Source organism: Flavobacterium resistens, assembly GCF_900182645.1.
GTDB classification, from domain to species: domain Bacteria; phylum Bacteroidota; class Bacteroidia; order Flavobacteriales; family Flavobacteriaceae; genus Flavobacterium; species Flavobacterium resistens.
On record NZ_FXTA01000004.1, the window covers coordinates 377313 to 403644 of the forward strand.

General features: G+C 32.8%; 21 protein-coding genes. 9 read left to right on the forward strand and 12 right to left on the reverse strand.

The window, feature by feature from the left end; translation table 11 throughout:
- The first annotated feature begins 91 nt into the window (after positions 1-91).
- Both FN795_RS16350 and FN795_RS16355 read left to right on the forward strand, forming a co-directional pair.
- Positions 92-682, forward strand: coding sequence for a thymidine kinase (locus FN795_RS16350; RefSeq protein ID WP_035653260.1), 591 nt, complete (start codon positions 92-94; stop codon positions 680-682).
- Between the two features lie 28 nt (positions 683-710).
- Positions 711-1148, forward strand: coding sequence for a hypothetical protein (locus tag FN795_RS16355; protein ID WP_142451615.1), 438 nt, complete (start codon positions 711-713; stop codon positions 1146-1148).
- Positions 1149-1213: 65 nt separating this feature from the next.
- On the opposite strand, the gene rpoN is transcribed toward FN795_RS16355, so the two are convergent.
- The 3 genes from rpoN to FN795_RS16370 all read right to left on the reverse strand — a co-directional run bounded on the left by rpoN (position 1214) and on the right by FN795_RS16370 (position 6984).
- Positions 1214-2674 carry an RNA polymerase factor sigma-54 gene (gene rpoN / locus FN795_RS16360; RefSeq protein ID WP_142451617.1) on the reverse strand — a complete coding sequence of 487 codons (1461 nt, stop codon included), beginning with the start codon at positions 2672-2674 and terminating at the stop codon, positions 1214-1216.
- Positions 2675-2807: 133 nt separating this feature from the next.
- Positions 2808-4253: an asparagine--tRNA ligase gene (asnS, locus tag FN795_RS16365; RefSeq protein WP_142451618.1), complete on the reverse strand. Its 1446-nt coding sequence runs from the start codon at positions 4251-4253 to the stop codon at positions 2808-2810.
- 364 nt (positions 4254-4617) lie between these two features.
- Positions 4618-6984, reverse strand: a complete 2367-nt coding sequence (locus tag FN795_RS16370; RefSeq protein ID WP_142451620.1) for an efflux RND transporter permease subunit — start codon at positions 6982-6984, stop codon at positions 4618-4620.
- A 206-nt stretch (positions 6985-7190) separates the two neighbouring features.
- Here FN795_RS16370 and FN795_RS16375 point away from each other — a divergent pair, with 206 nt between their 5' ends.
- From FN795_RS16375 to FN795_RS16390, 4 genes are all read left to right on the forward strand, one after another.
- Positions 7191-7640 carry a hypothetical protein gene (locus FN795_RS16375; RefSeq protein WP_142451622.1) on the forward strand — a complete coding sequence of 150 codons (450 nt, stop codon included), beginning with the start codon at positions 7191-7193 and terminating at the stop codon, positions 7638-7640.
- Between the two features lie 2 nt (positions 7641-7642).
- Complete coding sequence (locus tag FN795_RS16380) at positions 7643-8404, forward strand: sensor histidine kinase (protein ID WP_142451624.1); 762 nt, start codon at positions 7643-7645, stop codon at positions 8402-8404.
- The gene (locus tag FN795_RS16385; RefSeq protein WP_142451625.1) at positions 8367-9086 is read left to right on the forward strand and encodes a LytR/AlgR family response regulator transcription factor; all 720 of its coding nucleotides are present in this window, start codon (positions 8367-8369) and stop codon (positions 9084-9086) included. The genes FN795_RS16380 and FN795_RS16385 overlap by 38 nt, the downstream gene beginning before the upstream one ends.
- 112 nt (positions 9087-9198) lie before the next feature.
- Positions 9199-11469, forward strand: coding sequence for a cation:proton antiporter (locus tag FN795_RS16390; RefSeq protein ID WP_142451627.1), 2271 nt, complete (start codon positions 9199-9201; stop codon positions 11467-11469).
- A gap of 248 nt (positions 11470-11717) precedes the next feature.
- On the opposite strand, the gene FN795_RS16395 is transcribed toward FN795_RS16390, so the two are convergent.
- The 3 genes from FN795_RS16395 to pyrH all read right to left on the reverse strand — a co-directional run bounded on the left by FN795_RS16395 (position 11718) and on the right by pyrH (position 15771).
- Positions 11718-14210: a DUF5686 family protein gene (locus tag FN795_RS16395; protein ID WP_142451628.1), complete on the reverse strand. Its 2493-nt coding sequence runs from the start codon at positions 14208-14210 to the stop codon at positions 11718-11720.
- Between the two features lie 119 nt (positions 14211-14329).
- A complete protein-coding gene (gene frr, locus FN795_RS16400) occupies positions 14330-14893 on the reverse strand; it encodes a ribosome recycling factor (protein WP_142451630.1) in 564 nt (187 codons plus the stop codon).
- A gap of 170 nt (positions 14894-15063) precedes the next feature.
- Positions 15064-15771, reverse strand: coding sequence for a UMP kinase (pyrH, locus tag FN795_RS16405; RefSeq protein WP_142451631.1), 708 nt, complete (start codon positions 15769-15771; stop codon positions 15064-15066).
- 189 nt (positions 15772-15960) lie between these two features.
- Here pyrH and FN795_RS16410 point away from each other — a divergent pair, with 189 nt between their 5' ends.
- Positions 15961-16578 (forward strand): thioredoxin family protein, encoded by a 618-nt coding sequence (locus FN795_RS16410; RefSeq protein WP_142451633.1) that lies wholly within the window; start codon positions 15961-15963, stop codon positions 16576-16578.
- 369 nt (positions 16579-16947) lie between these two features.
- Here FN795_RS16410 and truB read toward each other — a convergent pair whose 3' ends face one another.
- The 6 genes from truB to FN795_RS16440 form a co-directional block, all read right to left on the reverse strand.
- Positions 16948-17637 (reverse strand): tRNA pseudouridine(55) synthase TruB, encoded by a 690-nt coding sequence (truB, locus tag FN795_RS16415; RefSeq protein ID WP_142451635.1) that lies wholly within the window; start codon positions 17635-17637, stop codon positions 16948-16950.
- Positions 17637-18434, reverse strand: coding sequence for an undecaprenyl-diphosphate phosphatase (locus FN795_RS16420; protein WP_142451637.1), 798 nt, complete (start codon positions 18432-18434; stop codon positions 17637-17639). The genes truB and FN795_RS16420 overlap by 1 nt, the downstream gene beginning before the upstream one ends.
- A gap of 86 nt (positions 18435-18520) precedes the next feature.
- Complete coding sequence (locus FN795_RS16425; protein ID WP_035653289.1) at positions 18521-18775, reverse strand: DUF3098 domain-containing protein; 255 nt, start codon at positions 18773-18775, stop codon at positions 18521-18523.
- 83 nt (positions 18776-18858) lie between these two features.
- Positions 18859-19734: a cell division protein FtsX gene (locus tag FN795_RS16430; protein ID WP_142451639.1), complete on the reverse strand. Its 876-nt coding sequence runs from the start codon at positions 19732-19734 to the stop codon at positions 18859-18861.
- Positions 19735-19983: 249 nt separating this feature from the next.
- Complete coding sequence (locus tag FN795_RS16435; protein WP_142451641.1) at positions 19984-22542, reverse strand: TonB-dependent receptor; 2559 nt, start codon at positions 22540-22542, stop codon at positions 19984-19986.
- A 94-nt stretch (positions 22543-22636) separates the two neighbouring features.
- Complete coding sequence (locus FN795_RS16440; RefSeq protein ID WP_142451643.1) at positions 22637-22984, reverse strand: winged helix-turn-helix domain-containing protein; 348 nt, start codon at positions 22982-22984, stop codon at positions 22637-22639.
- A 154-nt stretch (positions 22985-23138) separates the two neighbouring features.
- Here FN795_RS16440 and FN795_RS16445 point away from each other — a divergent pair, with 154 nt between their 5' ends.
- On the forward strand, positions 23139-24758 hold the full coding sequence (locus FN795_RS16445) for a WG repeat-containing protein (RefSeq protein ID WP_142451645.1): 1620 nt from the start codon (positions 23139-23141) through the stop codon (positions 24756-24758).
- Positions 24759-24762: 4 nt separating this feature from the next.
- On the forward strand, positions 24763-26271 hold the full coding sequence (locus FN795_RS16450) for a toxin-antitoxin system YwqK family antitoxin (protein WP_142451646.1): 1509 nt from the start codon (positions 24763-24765) through the stop codon (positions 26269-26271).
- Positions 26272-26332: the final 61 nt, after the last annotated feature.

A 26332-nucleotide genomic window follows, 5' to 3' on the forward strand; every position in this document is an offset into this window, starting at 1 on the left:
GAAAAAATGTAAAACAGCACATTTTTACGTCGATTTATTACCAGTACAAAGTAATAAAAACTATTCATTTTTAAAGGCAGAAAAATACAAAATGTTTCTCGAAAATACAGTAAATCACAAAGAACAATTTGGTTGGATTGAAGTTATTTGTGGATCAATGTTTTCGGGTAAAACCGAGGAATTAATCCGCAGATTAAAACGCGCGCAATTTGCCAAACAAAGAGTCGAAATTTTCAAACCCGCTATCGATACCCGTTATCATGACGAAATGGTAGTGTCTCACGATGCTAATGAAATTCGTTCTACACCGGTTCCGGCCGCAGCTAATATTTTGATTTTAGCACAAGGTTGCGACGTTATCGGAATTGACGAAGCGCAGTTTTTTGATGATGAAATTGTTACAGTTTGCAATGATTTAGCTAATCAGGGAATTCGTGTAATTGTTGCCGGTCTTGATATGGATTTTAAAGGAAATCCTTTCGGACCAATGCCTGCGCTTATGGCAACAGCCGAATACGTTACGAAAGTTCATGCTGTTTGTACCAGAACAGGAAATCTTGCTAATTATAGTTTCAGAAAAACGGATAATGATAAATTAGTAATGCTAGGAGAAACGGAGGAATATGAGCCGCTTAGCCGTGCTGCGTATTTTAATGCCATGAAGAAAATTCAGGAAAAATAGATTTCAAATTTTATTTAAAATTTAAATTATGCAGGATAAACAAAACCGTAAAAAACAAAATATTTTATTATTAGCTGTTATTGGAATTGCGGTTGTTTTGGCTGTCTTTTTTCAGTTTTATTTATCTGAAAATAAAGATGAGGTGAATTCTGAAATTGTTGAATTAGTTGCGAAATACAATAAAAATTGCCCATTAAATATTCAGGAAGGAATTCGGTTGGATAGTGTGAGTTTGCACGAAAAGCAAGTTGTTCAATACAATTTGACCTTGATAAATGTTGAGAAGATAACAGCAGAGACTGATGTTATAAAAGAAGAAATTGAAAAAAGTCTTTTAAGCACAGCGAAAGCAAATCCCGGACTTCAGGTTTTTAGAGATAATGATTATACTTTGATTTATAGTTACAGTGATAAAAAGAAAGTGTTTTTGTTTACGGTGAAAATTTTGCCGGATCAATATAAATAAGCTTAAAGAAAAAAACAAAACCCGACAAATTTTTGAAATCTGTCGGGTTTTGTTTTTTAAAAAATTTAAATTTTCTTCCTCATTCTTGCTACCGGAATATCAAGTTGTTCACGGTATTTTGCAATTGTTCTTCTGGCAATTGGATAACCTTTTTCTTTTAAGATTTCAGCCAATTGATCATCTGGTAAAGGCTTCTTTTTGTCTTCTTCTTCAATTGTATTCTTAAGAATCTTTTTGATTTCCAAAGTTGAAACATCTTCACCCTGATCATTTTTCATCGCTTCAGAGAAAAACTCTTTGATTAGTTTTGTTCCGTATGGCGTTTCAACATATTTGCTGTTTGCCACACGGGAAATTGTCGAAATATCCAAACCAACCATATCTGCAATGTCTTTTAAGATCATTGGTTTTAGTTTGGTTTCGTCACCGTCTAAGAAATATTCTTCCTGATAATGCATAATCGCATTCATTGTTACAAAAAGCGTTTCCTGACGTTGTCTAATTGCGTCAATAAACCATTTAGCCGAATCCAGTTTTTGTTTGATAAACTGAACCGCATCTTTTTGTGCCGACGATTTATCACGAGAATCTTTATATGTCTGCATCATTTCCTGATAATCTTTAGAAACGTGCAAAGAAGGAGCATTTCTTCCATTTAAAGTCAGTTCTAATTCGCCGTCTATAATTCTGATAGCAAAATCCGGAACTATATTTTCTGTAACCTTATTGTTTCCTGTAAAAGAACCGCCTGGTTTTGGGTTCAGTCTTTCAATTTCGTGAATTGCTTTTTTAAGCTGTTCGTTCGAAACGCTGTATTTCTGTAATAATTTATCGTAATGTTTCTTCGTAAAAGCATCAAACTGATTCTCGATAATGTCAATCGCTAAATCAACATATTCGGTTGGTGTTTTGTGCTTTAATTGCAATAATAAACATTCCTGCAAATCGCGCGCGCCAACTCCCGAAGGTTCGAGTTCATGAATCACGGTCATCATTTTTTCGACCATTGCTTCATCAGTATAAATTCCCTGAGTGAAGGCCATGTCGTCAACAATATCCGAAATGCTTCTACGGATATAACCCATATCATCAATACTTCCAACTAAGAATTCAGCGATTTCGCGTTCTTCATCATTTAAAATAAAAGTATTAAGCTGATTGATCAAATCCTGATGAAAACTTATTGGAGCCGCAAAAGGAGTTTCTCGCTCTTCATCATCACTGTAGTTATTTACCTGAGTTTTGTAATCAGGCGTATCGTCGTCGCTTAAGTATTCGTCAATATTAATGTCTTCTGCTTCGATTCTGTCTGATTCTGCGTCATCATAATCGTCGTAGTCGTCATTAGCATATTCATCAGTTTCGTATTCTTCTTCCTTTCCTGCTTCCAAAGCCGGATTTTCGTTCATTTCTTCTAATAAACGTTGTTCAAAAGCTTGCGTAGGCAATTGAATTAACTTCATCAGCTGAATTTGCTGTGGAGATAATTTTTGAGATAATTTTAAATTTAAAAATTGCTTTAGCATAAAAAAAGGTGCTAAGGTACTAAGATGCTAAGGCACTAAGTATCTTATGTTGACGAATGAATTCGTATTTAATTATTATTGTTAAATTTTAAAACCTTAGAATCTTAGTACCTCAGTACCTTAGAACCTCAGATTAAAACTCTGCACTTCCAGGAGTTCTTGGGAAAGGAATTACGTCTCTAATGTTTGTCATTCCAGTAACAAACAATACCAAACGCTCAAATCCTAAACCGAAACCTGCGTGCGTTGCAGAACCAAATCTTCTGGTGTCTAAATACCAGTATAATTCTTCTTCGTCGATTTCTAATGCTTTCATTTTTTCAACCAAAACATCGTAGCGCTCTTCTCTTTCAGATCCACCAACGATTTCTCCAATTCCAGGGAAAAGGATGTCCATTGCACGAACGGTTTCTCTTCCTGGTTCTGTGTTGTCGTTCAAACGCATGTAAAACGCTTTGATGTTTGCTGGGTAATCGAATAAAATTACCGGACATTTAAAGTGTTTTTCCACTAAATAACGCTCGTGTTCTGATTGTAAATCAGCTCCCCATTCGTTGATGATATATTGAAATTTCTTCTTTTTATTTGGAGTTGAATCTCTTAAAATGTCGATTGCTTCTGTATAAGAAACACGTTTGAAATTGTTCTCTAATACGAAGTTCAATTTCTCTAACAAACTCATTTCGCTTCTTTCAGCTTGCGGTTTTGATTTTTCTTCTTCTAAAAGTCTTCCTTCTAAGAATTTCAAATCATCCTGACAATTGTCTAAAGCATATTTAATTACATATTGAATAAAATCTTCAGCCAAATCCATGTTGTCATCCAAATCATTGAAAGCAACTTCTGGCTCGATCATCCAAAATTCCGCCAAGTGACGAGAAGTGTTTGAGTTTTCCGCTCTAAAAGTTGGTCCAAAAGTATAAATCTGACCCAAAGCCATCGCGAAAGTTTCACCTTCTAATTGTCCAGAAACCGTTAAGTTCGTATGTTTCCCAAAGAAATCTTTTTTGAAATCGATGTTTCCTTCTTCATTTTTTGGAAGATTATCCAATGGTAATGAAGTTACCTGAAACATTTCTCCAGCACCTTCAGCATCAGCTCCAGTGATAATTGGTGTGTTTACATACACAAAACCTTTTTCCTGAAAATATTTGTGAACCGCAAATGACAATACCGAACGAACACGCATAATCGCACCAAAAGCATTTGTACGTACACGCAAGTGAGCGTTTTCACGTAAAAATTCTAAAGAGTGTTTTTTAGGCTGCATTGGGAATTTCTCAGCATCAGAATCTCCAAGGATTTCAAGTTTGTTCACCTGAATTTCATATTTCTGACCTGCACCTTTACTCTCAACCAAAGTTCCAATTACAGAAACCGCAGCTCCAGTTGTGATTCTTTTTAAAGTTTCTTCCGGAGTATTTTCAAAATCAACAACACATTGTATATTATTAATTGTAGAACCGTCATTAAGCGCGATGAACTGATTATTTCTAAAAGTTCTCACCCATCCTTTTGCATTCACTTCCTGTAGCGTCGTCGTACTGTTTAATAAGTCTTTAACCTTTGTGTGTTTCATTTTTATTTTAGATTTTAGATTGCTGATTTTAGATTAAATTAAAATCAGTGTTTTTTATATCGAATTGCAAATATAATCGATAATAATTAATTTTTGAAGCTGTTTCCTGCTATCCGCTATATCTTTTTCTTGCTAAAGAAGCAAGAAAAAGGATACCGCTCCTATCAGGGCTAGGGCCCTCGTTTTCAAGAGACCAAATTGTTTTTCTTTTTTGTCATTCCTCGTTCCTCGGAATAACAAACTATATGTCAACCTTTGTCAAAGTTGAAAACCTTCACAAAGTTTTTTTTATTTTAAATTCATGCCAATTCGTGAAATTGCTTCGCCTGTTCACTATCGCTCGGGTCTTGGCTAACAAAAAAACTTAATCATCCAAATTCTCCAATTCCTCTTTCTTAGTCTTCTTCTTCTCAAAAGTCAAAACCAAAGAAGGCAATACAACCAAATTAGCAAACATTGCAAAAGCCAAAGTACAAGAAATTAATCCTCCAAGTGCAATCGTTCCGCTGAAGCTTGACAATGTAAAAGTCGCAAAACCTAAAATCAAAACTACAGAAGTATAGAAAGTACTAATTCCAGTTTCTCTTAAAGCACTGAAAACCGATTTCTTAACTTTTCCGCCACTTTGAAGCAAGTCATGTCGATATTTCGCCATAAACTGAATCGCATTATCAACCGAAATTCCGAAGGCGATACTGAATACCAAAATCGTAGACGGCTTTAACGGAATTCCGAAATAACCCATTAATCCAGACGTAATACAAAGCGGTAAAATATTCGTAATCACCGAAGCCATTACCATTTTGAACGAACGGAATAAATATAAAATAAGAATTGCAATCGTCAAAATTGCGAAAATCAACGATTCTATTAAGTTGTCAACTAAGTATGAAGTTCCTTTTTGGAAAACCAATGCTTTTCCGGTAACGGTAACTTCAAAACGGTCTTTCGGGAAAATTTCATCAATTTTTGAATGTAATTTTTTCTCCACTTTTGCCATTTCATCCGTTCCGATATCTTTCATGAAAGTGGTGATTCGAGCATATTGTCCAGTCGAATCAACGTACGCTTTCATTAGATTTTCTTTGCTGTTTTTTGTTGCATTTTTGGCATAACTCAAAATGAAAGCCTGCTCCTGCGAAGTTGGTAATTGGTAATATTCCGGATTTCCGTTATAGAAAGCCTGTTTAGAATATTTAACCAAATTCACGATAGAAACTGGTTTTGCCAATTCTGGAATTTCAGCAATTGTATTTTGCAATTCATCCATTTTACGAATTGTCGAGGCTTTCATAACACCTTTTTTCTTTTTGGTGTCAATCATGATTTCCAATGGCATAACGCCGTTGAATTCTTTTTCGTAAAATAAAATATCTTTAAAGAAAGAAGCGCTTTTTGGCATTTCGCCAATCAAACTTCCTGAAACTTTCATTTGAGCAACTCCAATTACACTGAAAACCAAAAGTAGTCCGTAAACTATATAGACATATTTACGTTTTGTTTTTACCAGATTTTCAACAACATTTAGTAAAGTCGAAATGTACGTTTTAGTCAAATGATACAAATGCTTTTCTTTTGGCAGCGGCATAAAACTGTAAATAATTGGCACAATAAAAAGTGTCAGTAAGTAAACAGAAATTACGTTTATTGAAGTCACTAAACCAAACTCAAAAAGCAAATCGTTTCCAGTAATCATAAACGTTGCAAAACCAATCGCAGTGGTTAAATTTGTCATTAAAGTCGCCACTCCAATTTTCGAAATAACACGTTGTAAAGCTTTTGCCTGATTGTTGTGTAATTTAATTTCCTGCTGATATTTATTAATCAGGAAAATACAGTTTGTAATTCCGATTACGATAATTAGCGGCGGAATAATAGCGGTTAAAATCGTGATTTTATATCCAAATAATCCCAGCGTTCCAAATGACCAGATTACGCCGACAATTAAAATACAAATTGAAATAAATGTCGCTCTGAACGAACGGAAAAAGAAAAAGAAAATCAAAGAAACCGTCAATAAAGCAGCGCCAATGAAAAGTCCGATTTCGCCTTTCATATCATCAGCATTAATTGTTCTGATGTATGGCATTCCAGAAACTTTCAAATCAATTCCGGTTGTTTTTTCGAATTTAGCGATTTTCGGAACTAAATTTTCAAGTATAAAAGTCTTTCTTTCGGGAGTATTTACTAAAGCTTTATTGATATAAATCGCCGAACGAACACTTCCGCTTTCTTTGTTGAATAATAATCCTTCGTAAAAAGGCAAATTGTTGAATAAATCGTGTTGAACACTTTTTAAATATGCAGGATCTAAGGCTTTGCTTTGATCGATAAAAGGCGTTAAAACGAATTTTTCATTAATTGTATCTTTTTCCAGTTTTTTCAAATCGTTCAAAGAAACAACCAAATCAACTTCTTTCGATTTTTTTAAACCTGTCATTAATTCATTCCAAGCTGCATAGTTTTTTGGTGTGAAGAATTTAGGATCTTTAAAACCAATTACAACAAGATTTCCTTCCTCACCAAACTTGTCTAAGAATTTTTGATATTCTTTATTTGCAATATGATCTTTTGGAAGCAGGTTTGCCTCGGTATAAGTCATAGAAAGGTTTTTCCATTGATAACCAAGGAAAATAGTCAATGCAGAAAGGATAATCAGAATTGTTATTCTGTTTTTAAGTATGATTCGGGCCAGTTTTTCCCAAAATCCAACTTGAATAGCGTTTTTCATAAAATCTTTAAAAATGGTTGCAAATGTAGTGAAAATGCCTCAAAATCATAAACAATCGATTGTATTTTACGCAATGTTAACATAATTTTGCAAGTTTTTAGATTGTGCTAATTTTCTTGTTTTTTACTATTTAGTCGTTAGCTTTTCTCATATTTGTAGTGAAAATGAATTTAAACAAATCAAGTTGAAAAGACTTTTTAAAAAGAATGGAATTTAAAAAGAGTAAATTGCTTATTATTATTTTTAGTATTTTGTTGTTCAGTGTTTCGTTAACTCAAAATGCTGTAACAATTAATTATAGTAATGAAATAAAAGTTTCATCGTCTATTGATTATTTTTTGATGGGATCAACAGCATTTCTCGGTGGGGGTTTGTTAGAACAGATTATTTGGATGGCAAATCCATTAAGCTTTTTTGCAATTATTTATTTTATTAAAGATAATAGTAAAAAAGCAGTCGTACTAAGTTTTATTGCTTCATGTTTATCAGTTTCTTTTTCTTTTTGGAAAGAAATTTTAGGAGCAGAAAGCGGTTCAATGGCACAAATCGTTTCTCTAGAATTAGGATATTATTTTTGGGTATCCAGCATTTTAGTTTTAACAATCGGAATTTTTATTTATTACAAAGAATCATTAAAAGAAATTTGGGAGTCTTAAATATGCAACAAAACAACACAACAACTTTTATTTTTTTAGCGATTCTATTATTGCTCGTCGTTATAATTTGCTTTATGATTTACCAATTGGTACAAGCAAAAAAAGCAAAAGATGACGCCGAAAAAAGTTTTTATGCACTCGAAGTAAAAGTAAACGATTTGCAGCTTGAAACTTTAGAATCAAAACTGAATCCGCATTTGTTTAAGAATATTTTAAATTCGATTCAGTCGCACGCTTATCAAACTTATTTTGCTTTAGATAAATTGGCAAATGTCCTGGATTATATTTTATACGAAAGCAAAAAGAAATTCGTCACCGCAAAAGAAGAAATTGATTTTGCACTGAATTTGATCGAAATCAATAAAATCAAGATCAGTCCGCTTTTTGAATTGAAAATCAAAACCAATATTAATAAAGAAGACAAATTGTATGATCAGCCTTTATTGGCGCCGCTAATTTCGATTGATTTAATTGAAAATGCTTTTAAACATGCTGATTTGCAAAGTGCCGATGCTTTTATATCGGTTGTTTTTGAGTTTAAGGATAATGCTTTTTTTATGACCGTTTCGAATAAAATTTCGGATAAAAAAGTTTTAAAAAAGGAACGAAGCGGTTTTGGACATGCCACTTTAGAGCATCGTTTGCGAATTATTTACAAGAATAATTTCAAGCTCGATAAGTTTGTAGAAAACGATGTTTATATTGCTCATCTAAAAATAGATTTACTTGGATACAAAACTGAAATGCTTGCTTCTGGACGATGAGCTTCCGGGATTAACTTACCTGAAAATGCTTTGCGAACAAATTCCGGAATTGGAAATTGTAAAAACATATAATAATCCCGAAAAACTTCTATCTGATTTAGCCGATCTTGATTTTGATTTGCTGATTTCGGATATCGAAATGCCAGGAATCGACGGACTTCATTTGGCTGAAATGTTCCAAAATAAATTGGTTATTTTTTGTACAGCTTATAAAGAATACGCCGCCGATGCTTTTAATATTGATGCCGTTGATTATATTACAAAACCGGTAAAATTAGAACGTCTGCAAAAAGCGATTGCCAAAGCTGTTGAACGTTTTGATAAACCAGATGCCAAAAAGAAATTCATTCAATTAAATACCGACAAAGGCAAAACGTTGCTTTATTTTAATCAAATTCAATATATAAAAACGGCTTTGGGAGACAGTCGGGACAAAACTGTTTTATTGACAGATGGCAGTTTTCTGAATCTGAAAAATGTTAAATTTGATACACTTTTAAATGAATTGCCCGACTCCGATTTTTGTCGTGTGAATAAAAAAGAAATCATTGCAGTAAAAGCAATTAAATTTTTTAATCATAACGAAATTGTGCTGCATCATCTGGAAGAAAACAACAAAAATGTAACGCTGATTCTCAGCGAAACGTACCGCGCAGACTTTTTGAAAAAGGTGAAAATATAACTTATTACAAAGTTTTACAGACTTATTACATAGATTTAAAATTAGCGGTAAAATTGCTTTTTCACGTAAAGTGGACTTCTGATATTTGTTCCATAATTTAAAAAAACGAATTATGAATAACTTTAAAAACTCCTTATTTTACATTACAGTAATTGGCGGTTTTACTACTTTGATATATTGGATAATTTCACAAGGTTCATCTCTTGAAGCGGGCCGAAATGTATTAGAAAAAAAAATAGAAAGTAATCATTGGAATGATTTTTTGCATTCCATGATTGAAAACCTTCAGCATCCTCTTGCTATATTATTAGCACAGATTGTAACCATTATTTTAGTTGCACGTTTGTTCGGGTGGTTTTTTAGAAAAATTGGACAACCATCTGTAATTGGAGAAATGATTGCGGGAATTGTTCTAGGGCCATCTTTAGTTGGAATGTATTTTCCGGAGTTTTCGGCCGCTTTGTTTCCAAAGGAGTCTTTAGGAAATCTTCAGTTTTTAAGTCAGATCGGTCTTATTCTTTTCATGTTCGTTATCGGGATGGAATTGGATTTGAAAGTTTTGAAAAATAAAGCGCACGATGCCGTTGTAATCAGTCACGCCAGTATTGTTATTCCGTTTGCTTTAGGATTGACACTTGCTTATTTTATTTACGGAACTTTTGCGCCTCAGGGCGTTGCTTTTTCATCTTTCGGATTGTTTATGGGAATTGCGATGAGTATTACAGCATTTCCGGTTCTGGCGCGAATAGTGCAGGAGCGAGGTCTTCAAAAAACGAAATTAGGAACTATAGCCATTACTTGCGCGGCAGCTGATGATATTACGGCTTGGTGTATTTTGGCAGTAGTAATTGCTATTGTAAAAGCAGGTTCATTAGCTAGTTCACTTTATGTAATTGGTTTGGCGATTTTGTATGTGATTATCATGTTGAAAATTGTTCGTCCTTTCTTGAAACGTGTAGGTGATTTAAATTCAACTCGCGAAAGTTTGAATAAACCTGTCGTTGCGATTTTCTTTTTGACACTTTTATTTTCTGCGTATGCAGCTGAATTAATTGGAATTCACGCATTATTTGGAGCTTTCTTGGCTGGAGCAATTATGCCGGAAAACAATAAATTTAGAAATATTTTTATTGAAAAAGTAGAAGACGTTTCGATAATTGTTCTTTTGCCTTTATTCTTCGTATTTACGGGTCTGCGCACACAAATAGGATTGTTGAATGATCCTGCTTTATGGGAAATTACAGGTCTTATTATTGTTGTAGCTGTAGTTGGTAAATTCTTTGGAAGTGCTTTAGCAGCAAAATTTGTCGGGCAAAACTGGAAAGATAGTTTGGCAATCGGTGCTTTGATGAACACACGCGGTTTAATGGAATTGGTTGTTTTGAATATTGGTTATGATTTAGGAGTATTATCTACTGAGATTTTTACAATGATGGTAATCATGGCTTTGATTACAACTTTTATGACCGGACCAGCTTTAGATTTTATCAATTTTGTTTTTAAAGATAAAGTTACAGCAGTTCCAGAAGAAATTGGGACCAAAAGCAAATACAAGATTCTGCTTTCTTTTGCAACTCCTGAAAGAGGGAAAAAATTGCTAAAAATCGCAAATAGTTTAGTTAAAAAACAAGGTGATAATTCGATAGTAACAGCAATGCATTTGTCGTTAAGTACAGAAATACATTCATTTGATGTTAAAGATCACGAACGAAAAATGTTACTTCCGGTTATTGAAGAATCAAAACAGCTAAATCAAAATATGCTGAGTATTTTTAAGGTAACAAATGATATTGATTCAGATATTATCGATACCGCAAATCAAGGTGAATATGATTTGTTGCTGGTAGGTTTAGGCCAGTCTATTTTTGAAGGAACTTTGTTAGGGAAAATTCTTGGTTTCACAACCAGAATTGTAAATCCAGATCGATTAATTGACAAGTTTACAGGAAAAGAAGGTTTGTTTGAAAACTCTCCGTTTGATGAAAGAACACGTCATATTATAGCTAAAAGCAAAATGCCAGTCGGGATTTTTATTGATAAAGATTTAGAAGAAGTTGATCAGGTGTTTATGCCGGTTTTTAGCAAAGAAGATGCGTATTTGATTGAATATGCTAAAAAACTGATCAATAATAATGGTTCTCAGATTACAGTTCTGGATGCTAGCGGTGAAGTAAAAAATACTCGCGATATTCAGGAAACAATTCGCTCGATTGAACAGATTGCTCCAAATCATATTATGATTATGCATGACAGAACAATTAAGAAAGAGTTTTTAGAAACGCAAAACTTAATGATCATAAGTTTAGACAGCTGGAAAAAACTGATTGAATCTCAAAGCACTTGGTTGAATAATACGCCTTCTGTTTTGATTCTTAAACCTTAAATAGTTTTAAATTTTAATATTTTAAATCCCAAATTTCAATTATTATGATTGGAGTTTGGGATTTTTTTTATAGGCACGAATTCATGAATTTACCACATTTCTTTGCGCAGTTTGTTAACCATAAATTTCACAAATTGTAACAAAATCAATTTGTGAAATTCAGCGGAAAAATTTTCACAAAGTTAAGAGGTGAAATTCGTGAATCTGTGGCTGAAAAATTTGGGATTTAATATATTGGAATTAAAATCTTAAAGCCCCAAATCAATAACATAAGAAATCTTAACCGCAATATTATCTTCAAACTTTAATAATTGATTTGGTCCGTAGCGATAAAACCCTCCTAGACCGAAACCTTTGAAAATTCGGTTTAACTCAATTCCTGATTCGAAATAACCTTTGTCTAAAGTTTTATATTCAGGTCCAACATGTTGTTGTGGATTTTCCATATTCCCCCAAGCCATTCTGGTAACCAAGACTAAAGAAGGTCGAACTTTTTTCATGATTTTGATTCGGTCAAAACCATGTTTTATTTGAAAGAATAAATATTGACTAGAGAAAAACTCATTAAAATACATGGTTTCAAAACTGTTTCTTCCTGCAAAAGTAATACGCTGAATAACCGTTTCTTTAGTTAAATTATTTGGCATCGTGTTGTACAAGTGCGTAATAGGAACATCTCCCATTGCGTAACCTCCCTGCAACAGCAAACTCGTTTTTTGTCCATTCAGGTATTTTTTTTCATACTCTGTTTTGAAATCTATTTTACTGAATGTAAAATCGTTTTCGAGAACATTTGGTAATGATTGCGTGTACTGAAATGTAAATCGAGGAAATCTTTTGTCTGATTCTGTTCTGCCAGTAGGAGTCTGCATAAATTCACTGAATGGCGCCCAAACAATTGAAACCATTGCAGTAGTCATGATGTAATTCGAGTATAATTGTCCGTTTAAATTGAAAAGATAATCGAATTTTGGCTCGACATACGTTCTTGCGAATTCAAAAACAGCTTCAGTTTTCGGAATAATTTTGGTCTGAACATTGGCTTTCCAGCTGATATATTTGTAGAAAGTACTAATGTTGATTGGACGCGGATCATAGATTTTGAAAACTCGTTTATCAACGGCAAAAACGGTACTCGCAATTTCCCGAACATCATCTGTATAAGATCCATTTAGCCAGGTATTGGTGTTTTTATCCAATAAAACGCCAGAACCTATATTGTATTTAAAAGCACCATCTTTTGTTCCGTACGCGCCATAACCTTCAATTCTAAAGTTTTTGGAAAATCGATCGTTTGTAACACCTCCCAGGCCTAAACGAAATCCTTCATAGTTATTATAACTGATGACTTTTTTTAAATCCAAATCAATTGGCCCGATAGGAAGATAACCATTGATGATTTTTCGGCCCAAACCAAGACGTTTTTCAATTCTTTTGCTCAACGACAAGCTGTCTATTAATTGATAGGTTCTTTGGCCTTTAAGATCTAAAGCTTCTTTTCGGTAAGTATTCCAGAATTCTTCGGGCTTTTTATTGGCATCATCTTTAATTTCAATATAAAGCGACGGATTTTTTATGGATGGATTTGTATTGTAATGAATGTCAAAATTGTTGCTTTCAGAAATTAAATAAGTAAAGTCTGAAGCTACTTTTTTTCTTCGTTCGTAATTGTCTTCAACGTCGCCATCAAATTGAATCGTTCCTCCCAAAATTTTAATATCATCGTCATTTTTTCCCTTGACAATTTTAAAAGTAGTATTGCTTTGAAACCAGATTTTTTCTTCTGGAACATATTCAAATTCGTGAATTCCGCTTATATCTAAAACGGCTTTTATACGCATTACAGCTTTTGCAACAGCAAAATTTTCCTGATCAATATATAAAACACCTTCTAGCGCATTTGTTTTTCTTTTCTTGTTTTTAAAGTAAATCATAAAGGTATTTCGACCTTTAATGGGAACGGTGTCCAAAAGTTTGTAATTGTAATCAGAAAATGCATTATCGGCAATTGGACTTTGATGTTTGGTTTCAAACAATTCATATTTCGAATCGTAAATCGAAATGGACTGCAGATTAAAAGCAATAATTTCATAAACTGGCTGTTTAAAACCAGCCATTTTTGTGCCTAAAATTGTTTCTTTTAATTTATTGTTTCCAAATTGATATTGCGAAACTTTCTCAGTTTGAAATAAATGCTGTTTGCTTATGATTTCTTTAAACTTATAGTCAGAAGAATCAATGTTGATTTGCTTTTTGTTAAAATCTTTATAGGTTGCAGAAGAATCGATTCGGCCGTCGATCGAATCTGGATTTGCCGTTACAATCAGTTTATTGTATGTTTTGTATTCAAAACTGTTGAGTTTTTTTTGTGGATTGTTTTTGTTTTTATTCGCAATAACTTTTTTTATGATTGCTAATGCTGGGTTTTCATTGGAAACAACGACTTCCTTTAAATCATCTGTTTTTTGAGAAAGCGAAACGGGGTAAAATTTTTTCTTCTCTACAACAGGAACTAATTTTGTCTGAAAGCCAATATAGGAAACTGCAAAAGTGGTTGTTTTTGAATTGATTTTAAGTTCAAATTTTCCATCAACATCTGTAATAGTATTGTTGTTGTCTGCAGTAGTTATGGTTGCAAAAGGAAGCGGTTTATTGTGTGGATCGGTAACAATTCCGTTTATTTGAAACTGCGCCTGAATGGTAAGCGTGAAAAACAAAGTCAAAAAACAAAATAGCTTCATACAGCGTGTTATAGTTTCAAAAACGAAAAGATTTTACTTTTGGTATGCAAAAATAAGAATAAAAAAATCCGTCTGACGCTATTTTGCCAAACGGATTTTTTATTTTGTGCCAAATGTAATTACACTTTCATGATTTCAGCTTCTTTTGCAGCCAATAATTCATCAATTTTTTTAGTAAAAGCATTTGTTAAGTTTTGAACTTCTTCTTCAGCAGATTTGCAGATGTCTTCAGAAGTTCCTTCTTTTTCTAATTTTTTAATATCAGTATTCGCATCTTTACGAGAATTACGAATACCAATTTTAGCATCTTCAGCCTCAGATTTTGCTTGTTTTGCCAAATCACGACGACGCTCTTCTGTCAAAGGCGGAACGCTAATAATGATAACATCACCATTGTTCATTGGGTTAAAGCCAATATTAGCAACCATAATTGCTTTTTCAATTGCTGACAACATGTTTTTTTCAAACGGTTGTAAAGTAATTGTTCTAGCGTCAGGAACACTGATTTTTGATACTTGAGAAAGTGGTGTTGCAGCTCCGTAGTAATCAACAAAAACACCTCCAAGCATTGCCGGAGAAGCTTTTCCTGCACGAATATTTAGAAATTCTTTTTCTAAGTGTGCAATCGAACCATTCATTGATTCTTCAGTACTTTCTAATATGAAATCTATTTCTTCACTCATTTTTTTAGATTTTTAGATTTTTAGAAGATTAAATTCTTAGACTCTAAAAACTTAACTTCTAATTTACTAACTGATATTGTTTTTTATTTTTTTGAGATTGCTATACAGATTGTTCGAATGTAGAAAAATTTAATTTTTTAAAAATCTAACAATCTAACAATCTAAGCAGTCTAGATATTTACTACAGTTCCAATGTTTTCGCCTGCGCAGATTTTCAAAAGGTTTCCAATTTTGTTCATATCAAAAACAACGATTGGCAATTTGTTTTCCTGGCTTAATGTAAAAGCGGTAGTATCCATTACATTTAATCCTTTTTTAAGTACGTCGTCAAATGAAATGAAATCAAATTTTACCGCTGAAGCATTTTTTTCCGGATCAGAATCATAAACTCCGTCAACACGCGTTCCTTTCAGGATAACATCGGCATTGATTTCGATTCCTCTTAAAACAGCTGCAGTATCTGTTGTGAAATATGGATTTCCGGTTCCGGCTCCAAAAATTACGATTCTGCCTTTTTCAAGATGACGATCGGCTCTTCTTTTGATGTATGGTTCTGCAATAGATTCCATTTTCAAAGCAGTCTGCAAACGAGTCTTCATTCCTTTGTCTTCAAGTGCGCCCTGCAAAGCCATTCCGTTAATAACAGTTGCAAGCATTCCCATGTAATCACCTTGCACTCTGTCCATTCCTGAGCTTGCTCCGGCAACGCCTCTAAAAATATTTCCTCCTCCAATAACAATAGCAATTTCTACTCCTTTATCGTGAATTTGCTTGATTTCATCTGCATATTCGCCTAGTCTTTTCGGGTCAATTCCGTATTGTAAATCACCCATTAAGGCCTCGCCGCTAAGTTTTAGAAGAATTCTTTTATATTTCATGTTTGTGTTGCGTTAATTTGTGCAAATATAGACATATTCTGATTTTTAAAAATAATGTTTACAAAAAAATAATTGTGCCGTGATTTTAAAATTATAAAGAGTTTTACAGTTTTTTTATATCAAATCTGACAAAAGTCATTCTTCAATCTTCAGAAATCCGTAAATTTATGCTAAGCAAAATAACTATTTATGAAAAGTATCGTAGCCAAAGCATTATTCAATAGCCACTCCTATATTGAATACCGAAAACTAGTAACCGATTTATTATCAGAAGGAAAATCAACCGGAAATGAGCAATCTGACAGTTTGACGAATTATTCAAGACTGAATGAAGCCAGAATGAACCGACTGGAAAAAACGATTGTAATTTCTGAAGATACAATTTCAAAATTGCAGCATTTGGATAATCATTATATCTGGCTTGTAATTTCAGAAGGCTGGTGCGGCGATGCGGCTCAGATTCTTCCAATTTTAAATAAAATGGCGCTTGCTTCAGATAAAAAAATCGATTTGCGAATTGTGTTTCGTGATGAAAACGATGACTTGATGAATCATTATTTGACAAATGGCGGAAGAGCAATTCCAAAAGTAATTGTCATTTGCAAAGAAGCGGGAATTGTTCGAACAGATTGGGGGCCAAGACCAAAAGGCGCGACAGAGTTAATGGCAAAACACAAAAAAGAAGTTGGGCCAATTGATGAAAAAATAAAAACCGATCTGCAATTATGGTACTTGGCCGATAAAGGGATTTCAGTTCAGGAAGAACTTTTGGAGATTATGGAAAAAATCAAGTATAATCGTTTATAATGCTTTTATTTTGAAGAAATAATAGGAAGAATTATTGTTGATAACCTGTTGATAATAAACTAAATAAGATGTTAAATAAAAGCTTTAAAATTTTTATTTGCAGGAAAATTTTGTATCTTAGTAAAACTATCCCACTTCTATTATTAATTTTCTGATTTACTCTTTTTATTGGTGTTTATTTAATGTTTAACTATTAAAAAATCACTATTATGAAAAAGTTATTCGAAAGATTCTATGATTTCTTTTCAACCTTTTTATTTGGAGGGAAAAATGTGCCTCACTATTAACTCAGAGGGAATAAGTATGGAATAACTATACTTTGATTTACGAGCTTGGCACATTACTGCTTATTTGTAATGTGCTTTTTTATTACTTTAAGCTTTCTTCAAATAAAGTAATATCGATCGCATTTTTAACATCATATTCGCCAATTTTGGTTCGGCGCAAAACAGTTAAATGTGAACCTGAATTCATTGCTTTTCCAAAATCATAAGCAAGTGAACGAATATAAGTTCCTTTTGAACAAACAACTCTAAAATCTATTTCAGGTAATTCAATTCTAGTAATTTCAAATTCATGAATTGTTGTTTTTCTGCTTGCAATTTCAACCGTTTCTCCTGCTCGTGCATGTTCATATAAACGAACGCCATCTTTTTTAATAGCAGAGAAAATAGGCGGTTTTTGATCAATTTCACCCAAAAACTTTTTTACGGTTTCATGAATTAATGTTTCGTCAATATGATCTGTTGGGAAAGTTTGATTGATTTCTGTTTCTAAATCATAAGATGGAGTAGTGGCTCCAATGAAAAATGTTCCTGTATATTCTTTGGCTTGACCTTGCAATTCAGAAATCCTTTTGGTGAATTTTCCGGTGCAGATTAATAGTAAGCCTGTTGCTAAAGGATCTAAAGTACCAGCGTGACCAATTTTGAACTTTTTTGGAAGTCCGACTTTATTAATTAAAAGGTATTTTAATTTACTGACAGCTTGAAACGAACTCCATTTTAGTGGTTTGTCAATCAATAAAACTTGTCCTTCTAAATATTCTTCAGGTGTCATTATATAATGGTAAGCGGGTGAATGAAAAAGTGGATCAGTAATAAAACGATACCGGCAATGATTCGATAATAACCGAAAATTTTGAAACCGTTTTTAGTCAAAAATCCAATAAAGCTTTTAATCGCTAAAAGCGCTACTGCAAAAGCAACAATATTTCCAATAACCAACATGTTTACTTGGTCGTGAGATAAATCGAATCCTGCTTTGTAATAATCGTAGCATTTTTTTGCCGTTGCACCCAACATTGTTGGAACTGCCAGAAAAAATGAAAATTCTGCAGCTGTAGTTCTGGATAATTTTTGTGACATTCCACCCACAATACTTGCCCCACTTCGGGAAACTCCCGGAATCATGGCAATACATTGAAATAATCCAATTTTGAAGGCTTGTAAATAAGTGATTTCTTGTGAAGTTTCGGCTGTGTTTGGACTGTTGAACCATTCGTCAACTTTCAATAGAATTATTCCTCCAATCAAAAGCGAAATTGCAACTGTAACAGGGTTTTCTAATAAGCCATCAATAAAATCGCTTAATAATAATCCGAGTACAACTGCAGGGATAAATGCTACTAAAAGTTTGAAATAAAAATCAAATGTCTGAAAGAAACGTTTGAAGTATAAAATTACAACCGATAGTATCGCACCAAGTTGAATTACAATCGTAAAAAGTTTAGTAAAATCATCATGCGCAATCCCGAAAAAAGAAGAGGCAATAATCATATGTCCTGTTGAAGAAACAGGCAAAAATTCTGTAATTCCTTCAATAATGGCAAGAACGATAGCTTGTAATGTATCCATGTAGAATTTAAATTTTTAGATTTCAGATTTTAGATTGTGACCCTGAGAGAAGCCTAAGGGTATTCCAATTAAATCTTTAAACCTATTTATTTTGATTTTTTGAAAATAGAATAAATAGTAATTCCAAAACCAATTAAAACAGTTGTTGGGGCCAAACGAATACGTCTAAAACTGAAAATATCTTCGTTGAAAACATTCGGGTCGTTACTTCCTCCGCCAGACATTAAAATAAATCCTAAAGCAATAACTCCAATTCCAATTAATAAGATTTTGTAGTTAATGCCGTCAAAAAGAAATTCGTGATTATCTTGTTTTCCTTCTTTAATATTGTTGTTTTTCATTTTTATCTTTTGTTAAACCTTGCAAAAATTAAGGTTATTTATGACCTATCCTAAGGGAATTCAGATGTGTTTTAAGTCTAAAATTAATACAGATCGTCAGTTCTTAAATTTAGAAAACGTTGTGTTGCAAAATGCGTGCTTACCCATGTAATTAAAACACCTAATCCGAAAACGGCCAATAAAACCAATCCGATTAGCGCTTTATCTTCTAAAATTCCTAAGCCAGGGAAATTAGTCTCAACATAAATTAAAAGTGCAATTAAAGCTACTATTGCTAATGCTGCTCCTAACATTCCTAATTTTACGCTACGCATAACAAAAGGCTTACGGATAAACGATTTTGTAGCACCAACCATTTGCATAGTTTTAATAATAAAACGGTTAGAATGTATAGAAAGGCGTAGTGAACTGTTTATTAATAAAACTGCAATTACAGCAAGAAAACCGCTGATAATCAAAATCCACATACTTACTTTTTTGATGTTGTCGTTTACCAGATTTATCAATTGCTTGTCGTAAACAATATCTTCAATCATTGTATTTTGGCGCAGTTTGCTTTCAATTTTAGAAATACTGTCTCTTTCAACATAATCCGCTTTTAAATGTATGTCGTATGAGTTCAATAATGGATTTTCTCCCAGGAAAGTCAAGAAATCTTCTCCAATGATATCAGTATGCTCTTTTGCTGCTCTTTCTTTAGAAACATAAACAAAAGATTTTGCAAAAGGCGCTCTTTTTAAATCTGCATTGAATGCTTTGATAACACTATCATTAGCCTCATTTTTAAAGAAAACCGTCATCGCGATTTTTTCTTTAAAATCATTAGCCAGTTTTTTAGAATTAATAATGAATAATCCTAGTACTCCCAAAAGGAATAAAACCAAGAATACACTTAATACTACCGAAAAATAAGAGGAAATTAACCTGCGCTTTTGAAATTTATCAAAGTTAGAACTCATAGTCTGCTTAAATTATGTGGTAAAAATAATAAACAATTTCTTTATTTAAAGTTATTAACGAACTTTTATACTATAAAAGTACAATTCCATATTGAATAAAAAGTTTTATTTAACCGCAAAGTGCGCAAAGTTTTTTTATTGCAACTTTTATAATCGCACAAAGTTCGCAAAGCTTTATGTTGATAGAGCTTTGCGAACTTTGCGTTTATCTGCAAACTGTGTGGGCAAAAAGCCTTGTGTGTTTTGCGGTTAAATTTTACTTGTTTCCCAAACGAGAGACAAGTAATATAATCCGCCAATTGAAGGTCCACCGAGAATTGATGTATATGCTTTATTCAAAATATTTGTGCCGCCTAATTTTGCCGAAATTTCTTTTTTGAAATTATAGTTTATCTGAGCATCCATTGTCCAATATGCCGGAACAGTTCCGCTGACTAAAAAAGAAACATAATCAAAATTGTTTTGATAACGTGCGCTTACACTCGCACCAAGATTTTTCCAGATATTTTGAGCAATTAAAGTTCCGTTTACATTGAATTCCGGTGTGTTGAATCCATCTTCCAAACCATCTTTATCATCTGTTCGGTCGAGTTTTGTATAAGTAAGATTTGTTAATGCGCTGAAAGTATTATCAAAACGATATTTCAAACCTAAACTTCCGCCATAATTGTAAATTTTACTTTTAGAATTCGTCCAGAGTCTGTAACGATTTTGAGTGTTTTTTGAATATAATGCAGTCGGAATTAAATTTGGATCTGTCGTATTCGGAATACTGGCTTCGACCTGAGCAATGAAATTTTTATAAGAGTTATAATAGAAATCGGCATCAATAAAAAGGTTTCTGTTTAAAGCCATTCCCCTAAAACCAAATTCAAACGATTTTACAAATTCAGGTTCCAAATAAGTATAAGGATTTTTCTGAATCGTATTTTTATTCTTTTCGATTGCCTGTGCTTGAGTTAAACCATTTGTATTTACATCAGTATTTACCTGCGCCTGAAATTTATCGATTGAAGCTTTGGTATACGAATTTTCGAAAATTCCATCAGACATGATTCTCAATCCGCCAACGCGTTTTACACCGCCGGAATTTACATTAGAAAATCCTTCAAAAATACTCGGAAAACGGTAACCGTTTTGATACGAAGCTCTAAAATTAATGGTTTCTTTTGGAGAATAAACTGCTGTAAACTGTGGTGTAAATTTGGTGTCAAAATAATCGGCTTTATCCGCTCTGATTGTAGCGCCCAAACGCAATTTTGAGTTAAAGAAATCTTTTGTCAATTGCGTAAATCCGCCAAATTTTTGATACGTCAAATTTTCGTCAGCATGTACAGGATTGATGAAATAATTTCCGTCAGGAACAATAATGTAATTTCTGTAATCGAAACCACTTAAAAGTTTTGCGTCGATTTTTTCGAAGAAAGATGAAAAAGCTTTGTCCCAATTAAATAAACCTTCGGCATGAACCAAAGTCGATTTTACGCGCAAAGCTGCACCAATATCCCAATTATTAATATCGATTAATTCTTCTTTTTTCTTTTCATAAGCTTCAGTTCCCGGAATAAATCTTCCCTGATCAGATTGCGTTCTGGCAATTTTGTGCGCATCGGCAACACTTGCACCATTTGTGATTGCATTTTTGTATGCAACAGTATAATCAGCAAACCATTTATCATCAGATTTAAAAGCGCGATCCATATTTTCGGCCAAAGAACGCATGTTGTATGAGTTTCCGGTGTTTTCAGTAGTCGCGTATGCTTTTACCTGAAAAACTGGAGTATGATAATCTGCGGCAAATTGATTTAAAGTATAATCGTCTAAGCGAAATCTGTTTGAACGCTGGTAAATTGTATTGATTAAAGCCGTTTTGTAAGTGACGGAAAGTTCATGATCTTTTTTTGGACGAAAATAAAGTCCAACATCAGCTTTATAGTTTTTAATTTCATAATCAGAAATATCAGTTTCACGATAACCCGTTCTGGCCACAACATAATTTTTGCCGTTTAAGTTTAATGTTTTTCGGTTTGCCGATTCGTTTCCGTAACCGTTCACTTCGTCGTACGCCGGATTATCGGCACCAAATAAATTAGTCGAAGCATTTGCATTTGGTGCCAGATCTGTTCGGTCATCAGCAACCCAATCTGTTCCTCCGGTTGTCGAAGCATTAACTTTAAAAGCGAATTTTTCATTAAAAGCTTTTGCAAATCTTAAATTAAACTGCGAATATACTTTTGGTGAAAACCAATCAATATTTCCAACATGATTCACGCCTGTTAATTGCTGAACGCTCACACCTTGATATTCAAAAGGATTCTTAGTCTGAATATTGGCCAAACCATTAATAGCGTTCATTCCGTACAAAGCGGCTGCCGTTCCCGGAATAATTTCGATTTTATCAATATCGAGATCATTTGCGCCCAAAGCGTTTGCAATTGGGGCGCCCAAATGTGGAGCCTGATTGTCGATTCCGTCCACTAATTGTGCGAATCTAACGTTTGTTGAATTAGCAAAACCTCTAGTATTTATTACTTTAAAGCCTAAACTTGGGGTAATAATTTGAACGCCTTTTACATTTTCGAGTGCTTCATAAATACTTGGCGATCCCATTTTTTTGGCTTCCGCCGATTTTAATTGTTCGATACTAATAGGAGAACGCATAATATTTTCAGAACGACGAGAAGCAGTTATGACAACTTCATTAAGTTCTTCTTTTTTAATACTGTCTTGTTTTGTTTTCGAATTTTCTATTTGAGAAAAACTTTTCAGGCTAATAAGAATAAAGAGTATATATAGTTTTAGCTTCATGTTTTGGTGGTTAAAATCAGTATGTTTTAAAATGAACACTGATAGTTGAAAAATTGGTTTGGTTAATTTGTTTTTTTATGATAATAATTGCGGATTAAAATTTTAAATTCTGAGTTTCTTTTTGAGCAAATTCTTTAATGCGTTTTTCAATTTCATAAAAAACAGCAATGGCTCTTTCACCGGCTTCGGTCAATCTTGCACCTCCACCGCCTTTTCCGCCAAGAAGTTTTTCTACTAAAGGACTTTCAGCACGCTGATTCATTTCTTCAACTAATTGCCAAGCCTGACGATATGCCATTTTCATTTCTTTTGCTGCATTGGTAATTGATCCGGTTTTCCTGATGTTTTCAAGAAGCCAGATTTTTCCAATTCCAAGAAACGCACCTTCAGCTTCTTCAATCCAAACGCGAACTTCTATGTTATATTTCTTATTTTCTGTCATTAATTTCAGTGTAAATAAGTATTTGTTTTTGCAATAATACGTATTTTTACTTAATTTAAGATAAGTAATTTGTTGTTTTATTTTTTTGCTAATAAAATAGCTTTGGTACAATGCACAATAAATGTAGTTTTGTTTGAGATTATTTAATTTTAATATGAAAAGAAAATTACAATTTATTTTTTTACTGCTTATCAATGTAAGTTTTGCTCAAGAAATTGCTATTCCTTATCGCGACGGAAAAAAATGGGGCATTTGTAATGCAGAAGCAAAACTACTGATAGAACCAAAATTTGATAATGTGCAGTTTTATACCTTTTGGGGAGATTACAGAGTTTTAATTTCTGAAGTGAAAGGTAGAAAAGGCTTGATCATTAACGGAAAAGAAATTTTGCCTCCAGTTTATGAATCTATTTCGCGAAAAAACGATTTATATATTGCTGTAAAATTAGAAAATGGACAAAAGAAAACAGAGGTAATTTTATCAGATGGTAAATCGATTCTGGCGCACCCGATTACTGAAATTATAGTAAATGAGAATTTTGATAATAAATTTCAGTTTTTTCATGTTCTGAATTTAGATTTTACAGAAAGTCTTTTTATTTATGATCCGGCATCGAAAACTATTTCGCAATGGTTGTATGAAGATGTTTACTCTTTGGATTTATTGAGAATAAAAGATATAAAACAGGTGAATTTCAAAGTTAAAAGAAAACAAAACGACGGAGTTTCACTTGAAACATGGGATTTCTCAGAATTGCCAAAAAAGAGTTCCAGATCTAAAACGTATTATAAAAATGAAGCAGATTTAATGGCACTTTTTATGAAGAAGAGTCCTCAAGAATCTGGTAGCGGTAGCGGAAGCTATAGTGGAGATTACGTGGTTAGAGGAGATACTGGTGATGTGCTGACGGTTGATGAGCCTGTAGGATCAGGAGAAAATAAATCTACGGTTGTAAAAGAGCCGGTATATATGCAAAACGAGTTTAAAATAGAAAATGATAAGCTTGTTTTATTAGCTCAAAATGATAAAAATAACGGCCCAAAGAAAACAGTTTCAGTACCGTTAAAAGTTCCAGTTGGAGATATGGAATTAAAATACTATACAACTCTTAACAGAAAAAACGATACAGTTAATTATTTTAAAAATATTGTTTTTTATAAAAAGAATAATAAGAAAGGAGTTTTGTTTTCATCTAAAACTAAAAATTTAGTAGAATTTGACACAATTGCAAAACAAGGAACCTGGTTTTATGATGAGCAAAAGAACAACAAACTTGTTTTTACAGTAGGAAATAAGGATGCAAAAACGAATAAATTCAAATATAGTTTTTACAGTAGTGATCAAAAACTTTTATTTCCCGTTCATTTTGATGAACTCAAATTATCAATTTTAAAGCATGATGATGGTATCAAGACTTTTGTAGTTAAAACAGGAAATAAATATGGAATTGTCCTGAATAGTGGACATGAAATTATAAAACCCGAATATGATGAGATAAAAGAGTTTCAAAGTTCTAATTCAACTGCAGCGCTTGTTCAGGTTAAAAAAGCCGATAAGTATCGTTTTATTATACAGAAATATAGTGAAGAATTGAATCAAAAAACAGTATTTTTTGACTATCCTTTGAAAGATATTATGCTTAATTATCCAAAAAAAGAATGGGAAAGTTCAGAAGGAATTACACAAACCATTAATTTATTGGAACTGGTCGATGAGAATAAAAATCTTGTTGGCTATGCGAGCGATAATGGAATATTGTATTTTAAAAATTAATAAAATGAAAAAGCTAATAGCGATATTTTTTATACTATTCAACACTTTAATCTTTTCACAATCTAGAAGTTATGCTGGTTATTCTGGTTTTAGTAACAGTATGCCCAATTTAGAAGATGCTTATAATTTCTTTTATACAGAATGGGAAGCAAATCCTGCCGATTTTCCGAATAAATTATCGGATATTGAAAATCTTAAACAAAGAAATAAAGAAAAAAATATTGAATATATTATAAATAAAGAGAAAGAAGTTACAACGGTTAAGATCCTAATAAACGGAAAAACATTTTCAGAGTCCGGGTATAAAAATGGACTGCTGGACGGAACAAAGAAGATTTTTCAGGAAAAAGGAAAGATTTTTCAGGAAATTGAATATAAAAATGGAAAAGCAAACGGAATTGCTAAAGTTTTTAATGACAGAAATGATTTGGTCTTAGAGACTAACTATAAAAATAATCTCAAAGAAGGTCTACGCAGATTAACTATTCCCAAACGACATGATATTATTATTGAAGGGAATTATGTTGCTGGCATCTTAAAAGGAGAATTAAAGATTTCTTATGAAAATGGAGTTTATTACTATCCAAACGATCTTAAAAAAGGTAATGTAAGATATTATGCTGATAATAAGTTGCTTTCAGAGTTTTCTATTTTCGACGGTAAACAATTACACGGTGATCTTAAAGATTATTATCCTGAAACGGGAAAATTAAAGATTAAAACACCATACTATTTTGGTGATAAAAACGGTTTTGAGGAATATTATAATCCGAATGGAGAATTTCTTTATAAAAATGAATATAAATTTGGAAAAAGCGTAGGAGAACATAAACGTTATTTTTTTGATAAAACACTTATTTCTGAAGAATATTATGATCAAGACGGATTGAAAACTGGAGTTTGGAAAGATTATGAAAGATCAGGAGTTGTAGCTTCAGAAAAGATATATGTAAATGATAAGTTGGAAGGAACTAGTAAAGAGTTTAGAAATGGAATTCTTATCGAATCGACACAATACCAAGACGGTAAAAGAAATGGAATATCAAAGTCTTTTGATCAAAAAACAGGAGTTTTAAAAATAGAATCCTTATATGAAAATGATATCAGAAAAAATGAAAAGGAGTATTACCCTGAAGGAACAGTATATAAAGAAACTGATTTTAGCAAGGATGGTAGAAGAATGGCAGTTCGATATTTTGATAACCAGAAAAAATTACTTTGTGAAAACAAATGGGAATTGACTGGTACACCAATTGGGACTCATAAAACTTACAGGACAAGTAAAGAAAATAAAATATATCTTGACACAGAAATAGAGTACAATGACAAAGGAGAGCAAATAGTCAACTCTAATTATAATGCTGATGGAGGATATGTAATAAAACATCTGAAAAATGGAAAATGGCATGGGTTGACAACTGTTTACAGTAGTAAAACAAACACCACAGAAGAGATTTATTATTTTCAAAGTAAAAAAGTAACAAAAGAAGAGTTTGAAAAACTCAATAAATAGGAAATCACTCAATTTAAACAGCAATTTTTATTTATTAAAGTTAATAATGCCTAAAGTTTTA

What these genes read in the sequence shown, in the direction of transcription:
- FN795_RS16425 (WP_035653289.1), bottom strand. Translation starts at nt 18,775, where the DNA reads ATGAAAAACAACAATATTAAAGAAGGAAAACAAGATAATCACGAATTT.
- FN795_RS16450 (WP_142451646.1), top strand. Translation starts at nt 24,763, where the DNA reads ATGAAAAAGCTAATAGCGATATTTTTTATACTATTCAACACTTTAATC.
- FN795_RS16395 (WP_142451628.1), bottom strand. Translation starts at nt 14,210, where the DNA reads ATGAAGCTATTTTGTTTTTTGACTTTGTTTTTCACGCTTACCATTCAG.
- rpoN (WP_142451617.1), bottom strand. Translation starts at nt 2,674, where the DNA reads ATGCTAAAGCAATTTTTAAATTTAAAATTATCTCAAAAATTATCTCCA.
- frr (WP_142451630.1), bottom strand. Translation starts at nt 14,893, where the DNA reads ATGAGTGAAGAAATAGATTTCATATTAGAAAGTACTGAAGAATCAATG.
- FN795_RS16390 (WP_142451627.1), top strand. Translation starts at nt 9,199, where the DNA reads ATGAATAACTTTAAAAACTCCTTATTTTACATTACAGTAATTGGCGGT.
- FN795_RS16440 (WP_142451643.1), bottom strand. Translation starts at nt 22,984, where the DNA reads ATGACAGAAAATAAGAAATATAACATAGAAGTTCGCGTTTGGATTGAA.
- pyrH (WP_142451631.1), bottom strand. Translation starts at nt 15,771, where the DNA reads ATGAAATATAAAAGAATTCTTCTAAAACTTAGCGGCGAGGCCTTAATG.
- FN795_RS16355 (WP_142451615.1), top strand. Translation starts at nt 711, where the DNA reads ATGCAGGATAAACAAAACCGTAAAAAACAAAATATTTTATTATTAGCT.
- FN795_RS16430 (WP_142451639.1), bottom strand. Translation starts at nt 19,734, where the DNA reads ATGAGTTCTAACTTTGATAAATTTCAAAAGCGCAGGTTAATTTCCTCT.
- FN795_RS16435 (WP_142451641.1), bottom strand. Translation starts at nt 22,542, where the DNA reads ATGAAGCTAAAACTATATATACTCTTTATTCTTATTAGCCTGAAAAGT.
- FN795_RS16410 (WP_142451633.1), top strand. Translation starts at nt 15,961, where the DNA reads ATGAAAAGTATCGTAGCCAAAGCATTATTCAATAGCCACTCCTATATT.
- FN795_RS16445 (WP_142451645.1), top strand. Translation starts at nt 23,139, where the DNA reads ATGAAAAGAAAATTACAATTTATTTTTTTACTGCTTATCAATGTAAGT.
- FN795_RS16420 (WP_142451637.1), bottom strand. Translation starts at nt 18,434, where the DNA reads ATGGATACATTACAAGCTATCGTTCTTGCCATTATTGAAGGAATTACA.
- asnS (WP_142451618.1), bottom strand. Translation starts at nt 4,253, where the DNA reads ATGAAACACACAAAGGTTAAAGACTTATTAAACAGTACGACGACGCTA.
- FN795_RS16370 (WP_142451620.1), bottom strand. Translation starts at nt 6,984, where the DNA reads ATGAAAAACGCTATTCAAGTTGGATTTTGGGAAAAACTGGCCCGAATC.
- FN795_RS16380 (WP_142451624.1), top strand. Translation starts at nt 7,643, where the DNA reads ATGCAACAAAACAACACAACAACTTTTATTTTTTTAGCGATTCTATTA.
- FN795_RS16375 (WP_142451622.1), top strand. Translation starts at nt 7,191, where the DNA reads ATGGAATTTAAAAAGAGTAAATTGCTTATTATTATTTTTAGTATTTTG.
- FN795_RS16350 (WP_035653260.1), top strand. Translation starts at nt 92, where the DNA reads ATGTTTCTCGAAAATACAGTAAATCACAAAGAACAATTTGGTTGGATT.
- truB (WP_142451635.1), bottom strand. Translation starts at nt 17,637, where the DNA reads ATGACACCTGAAGAATATTTAGAAGGACAAGTTTTATTGATTGACAAA.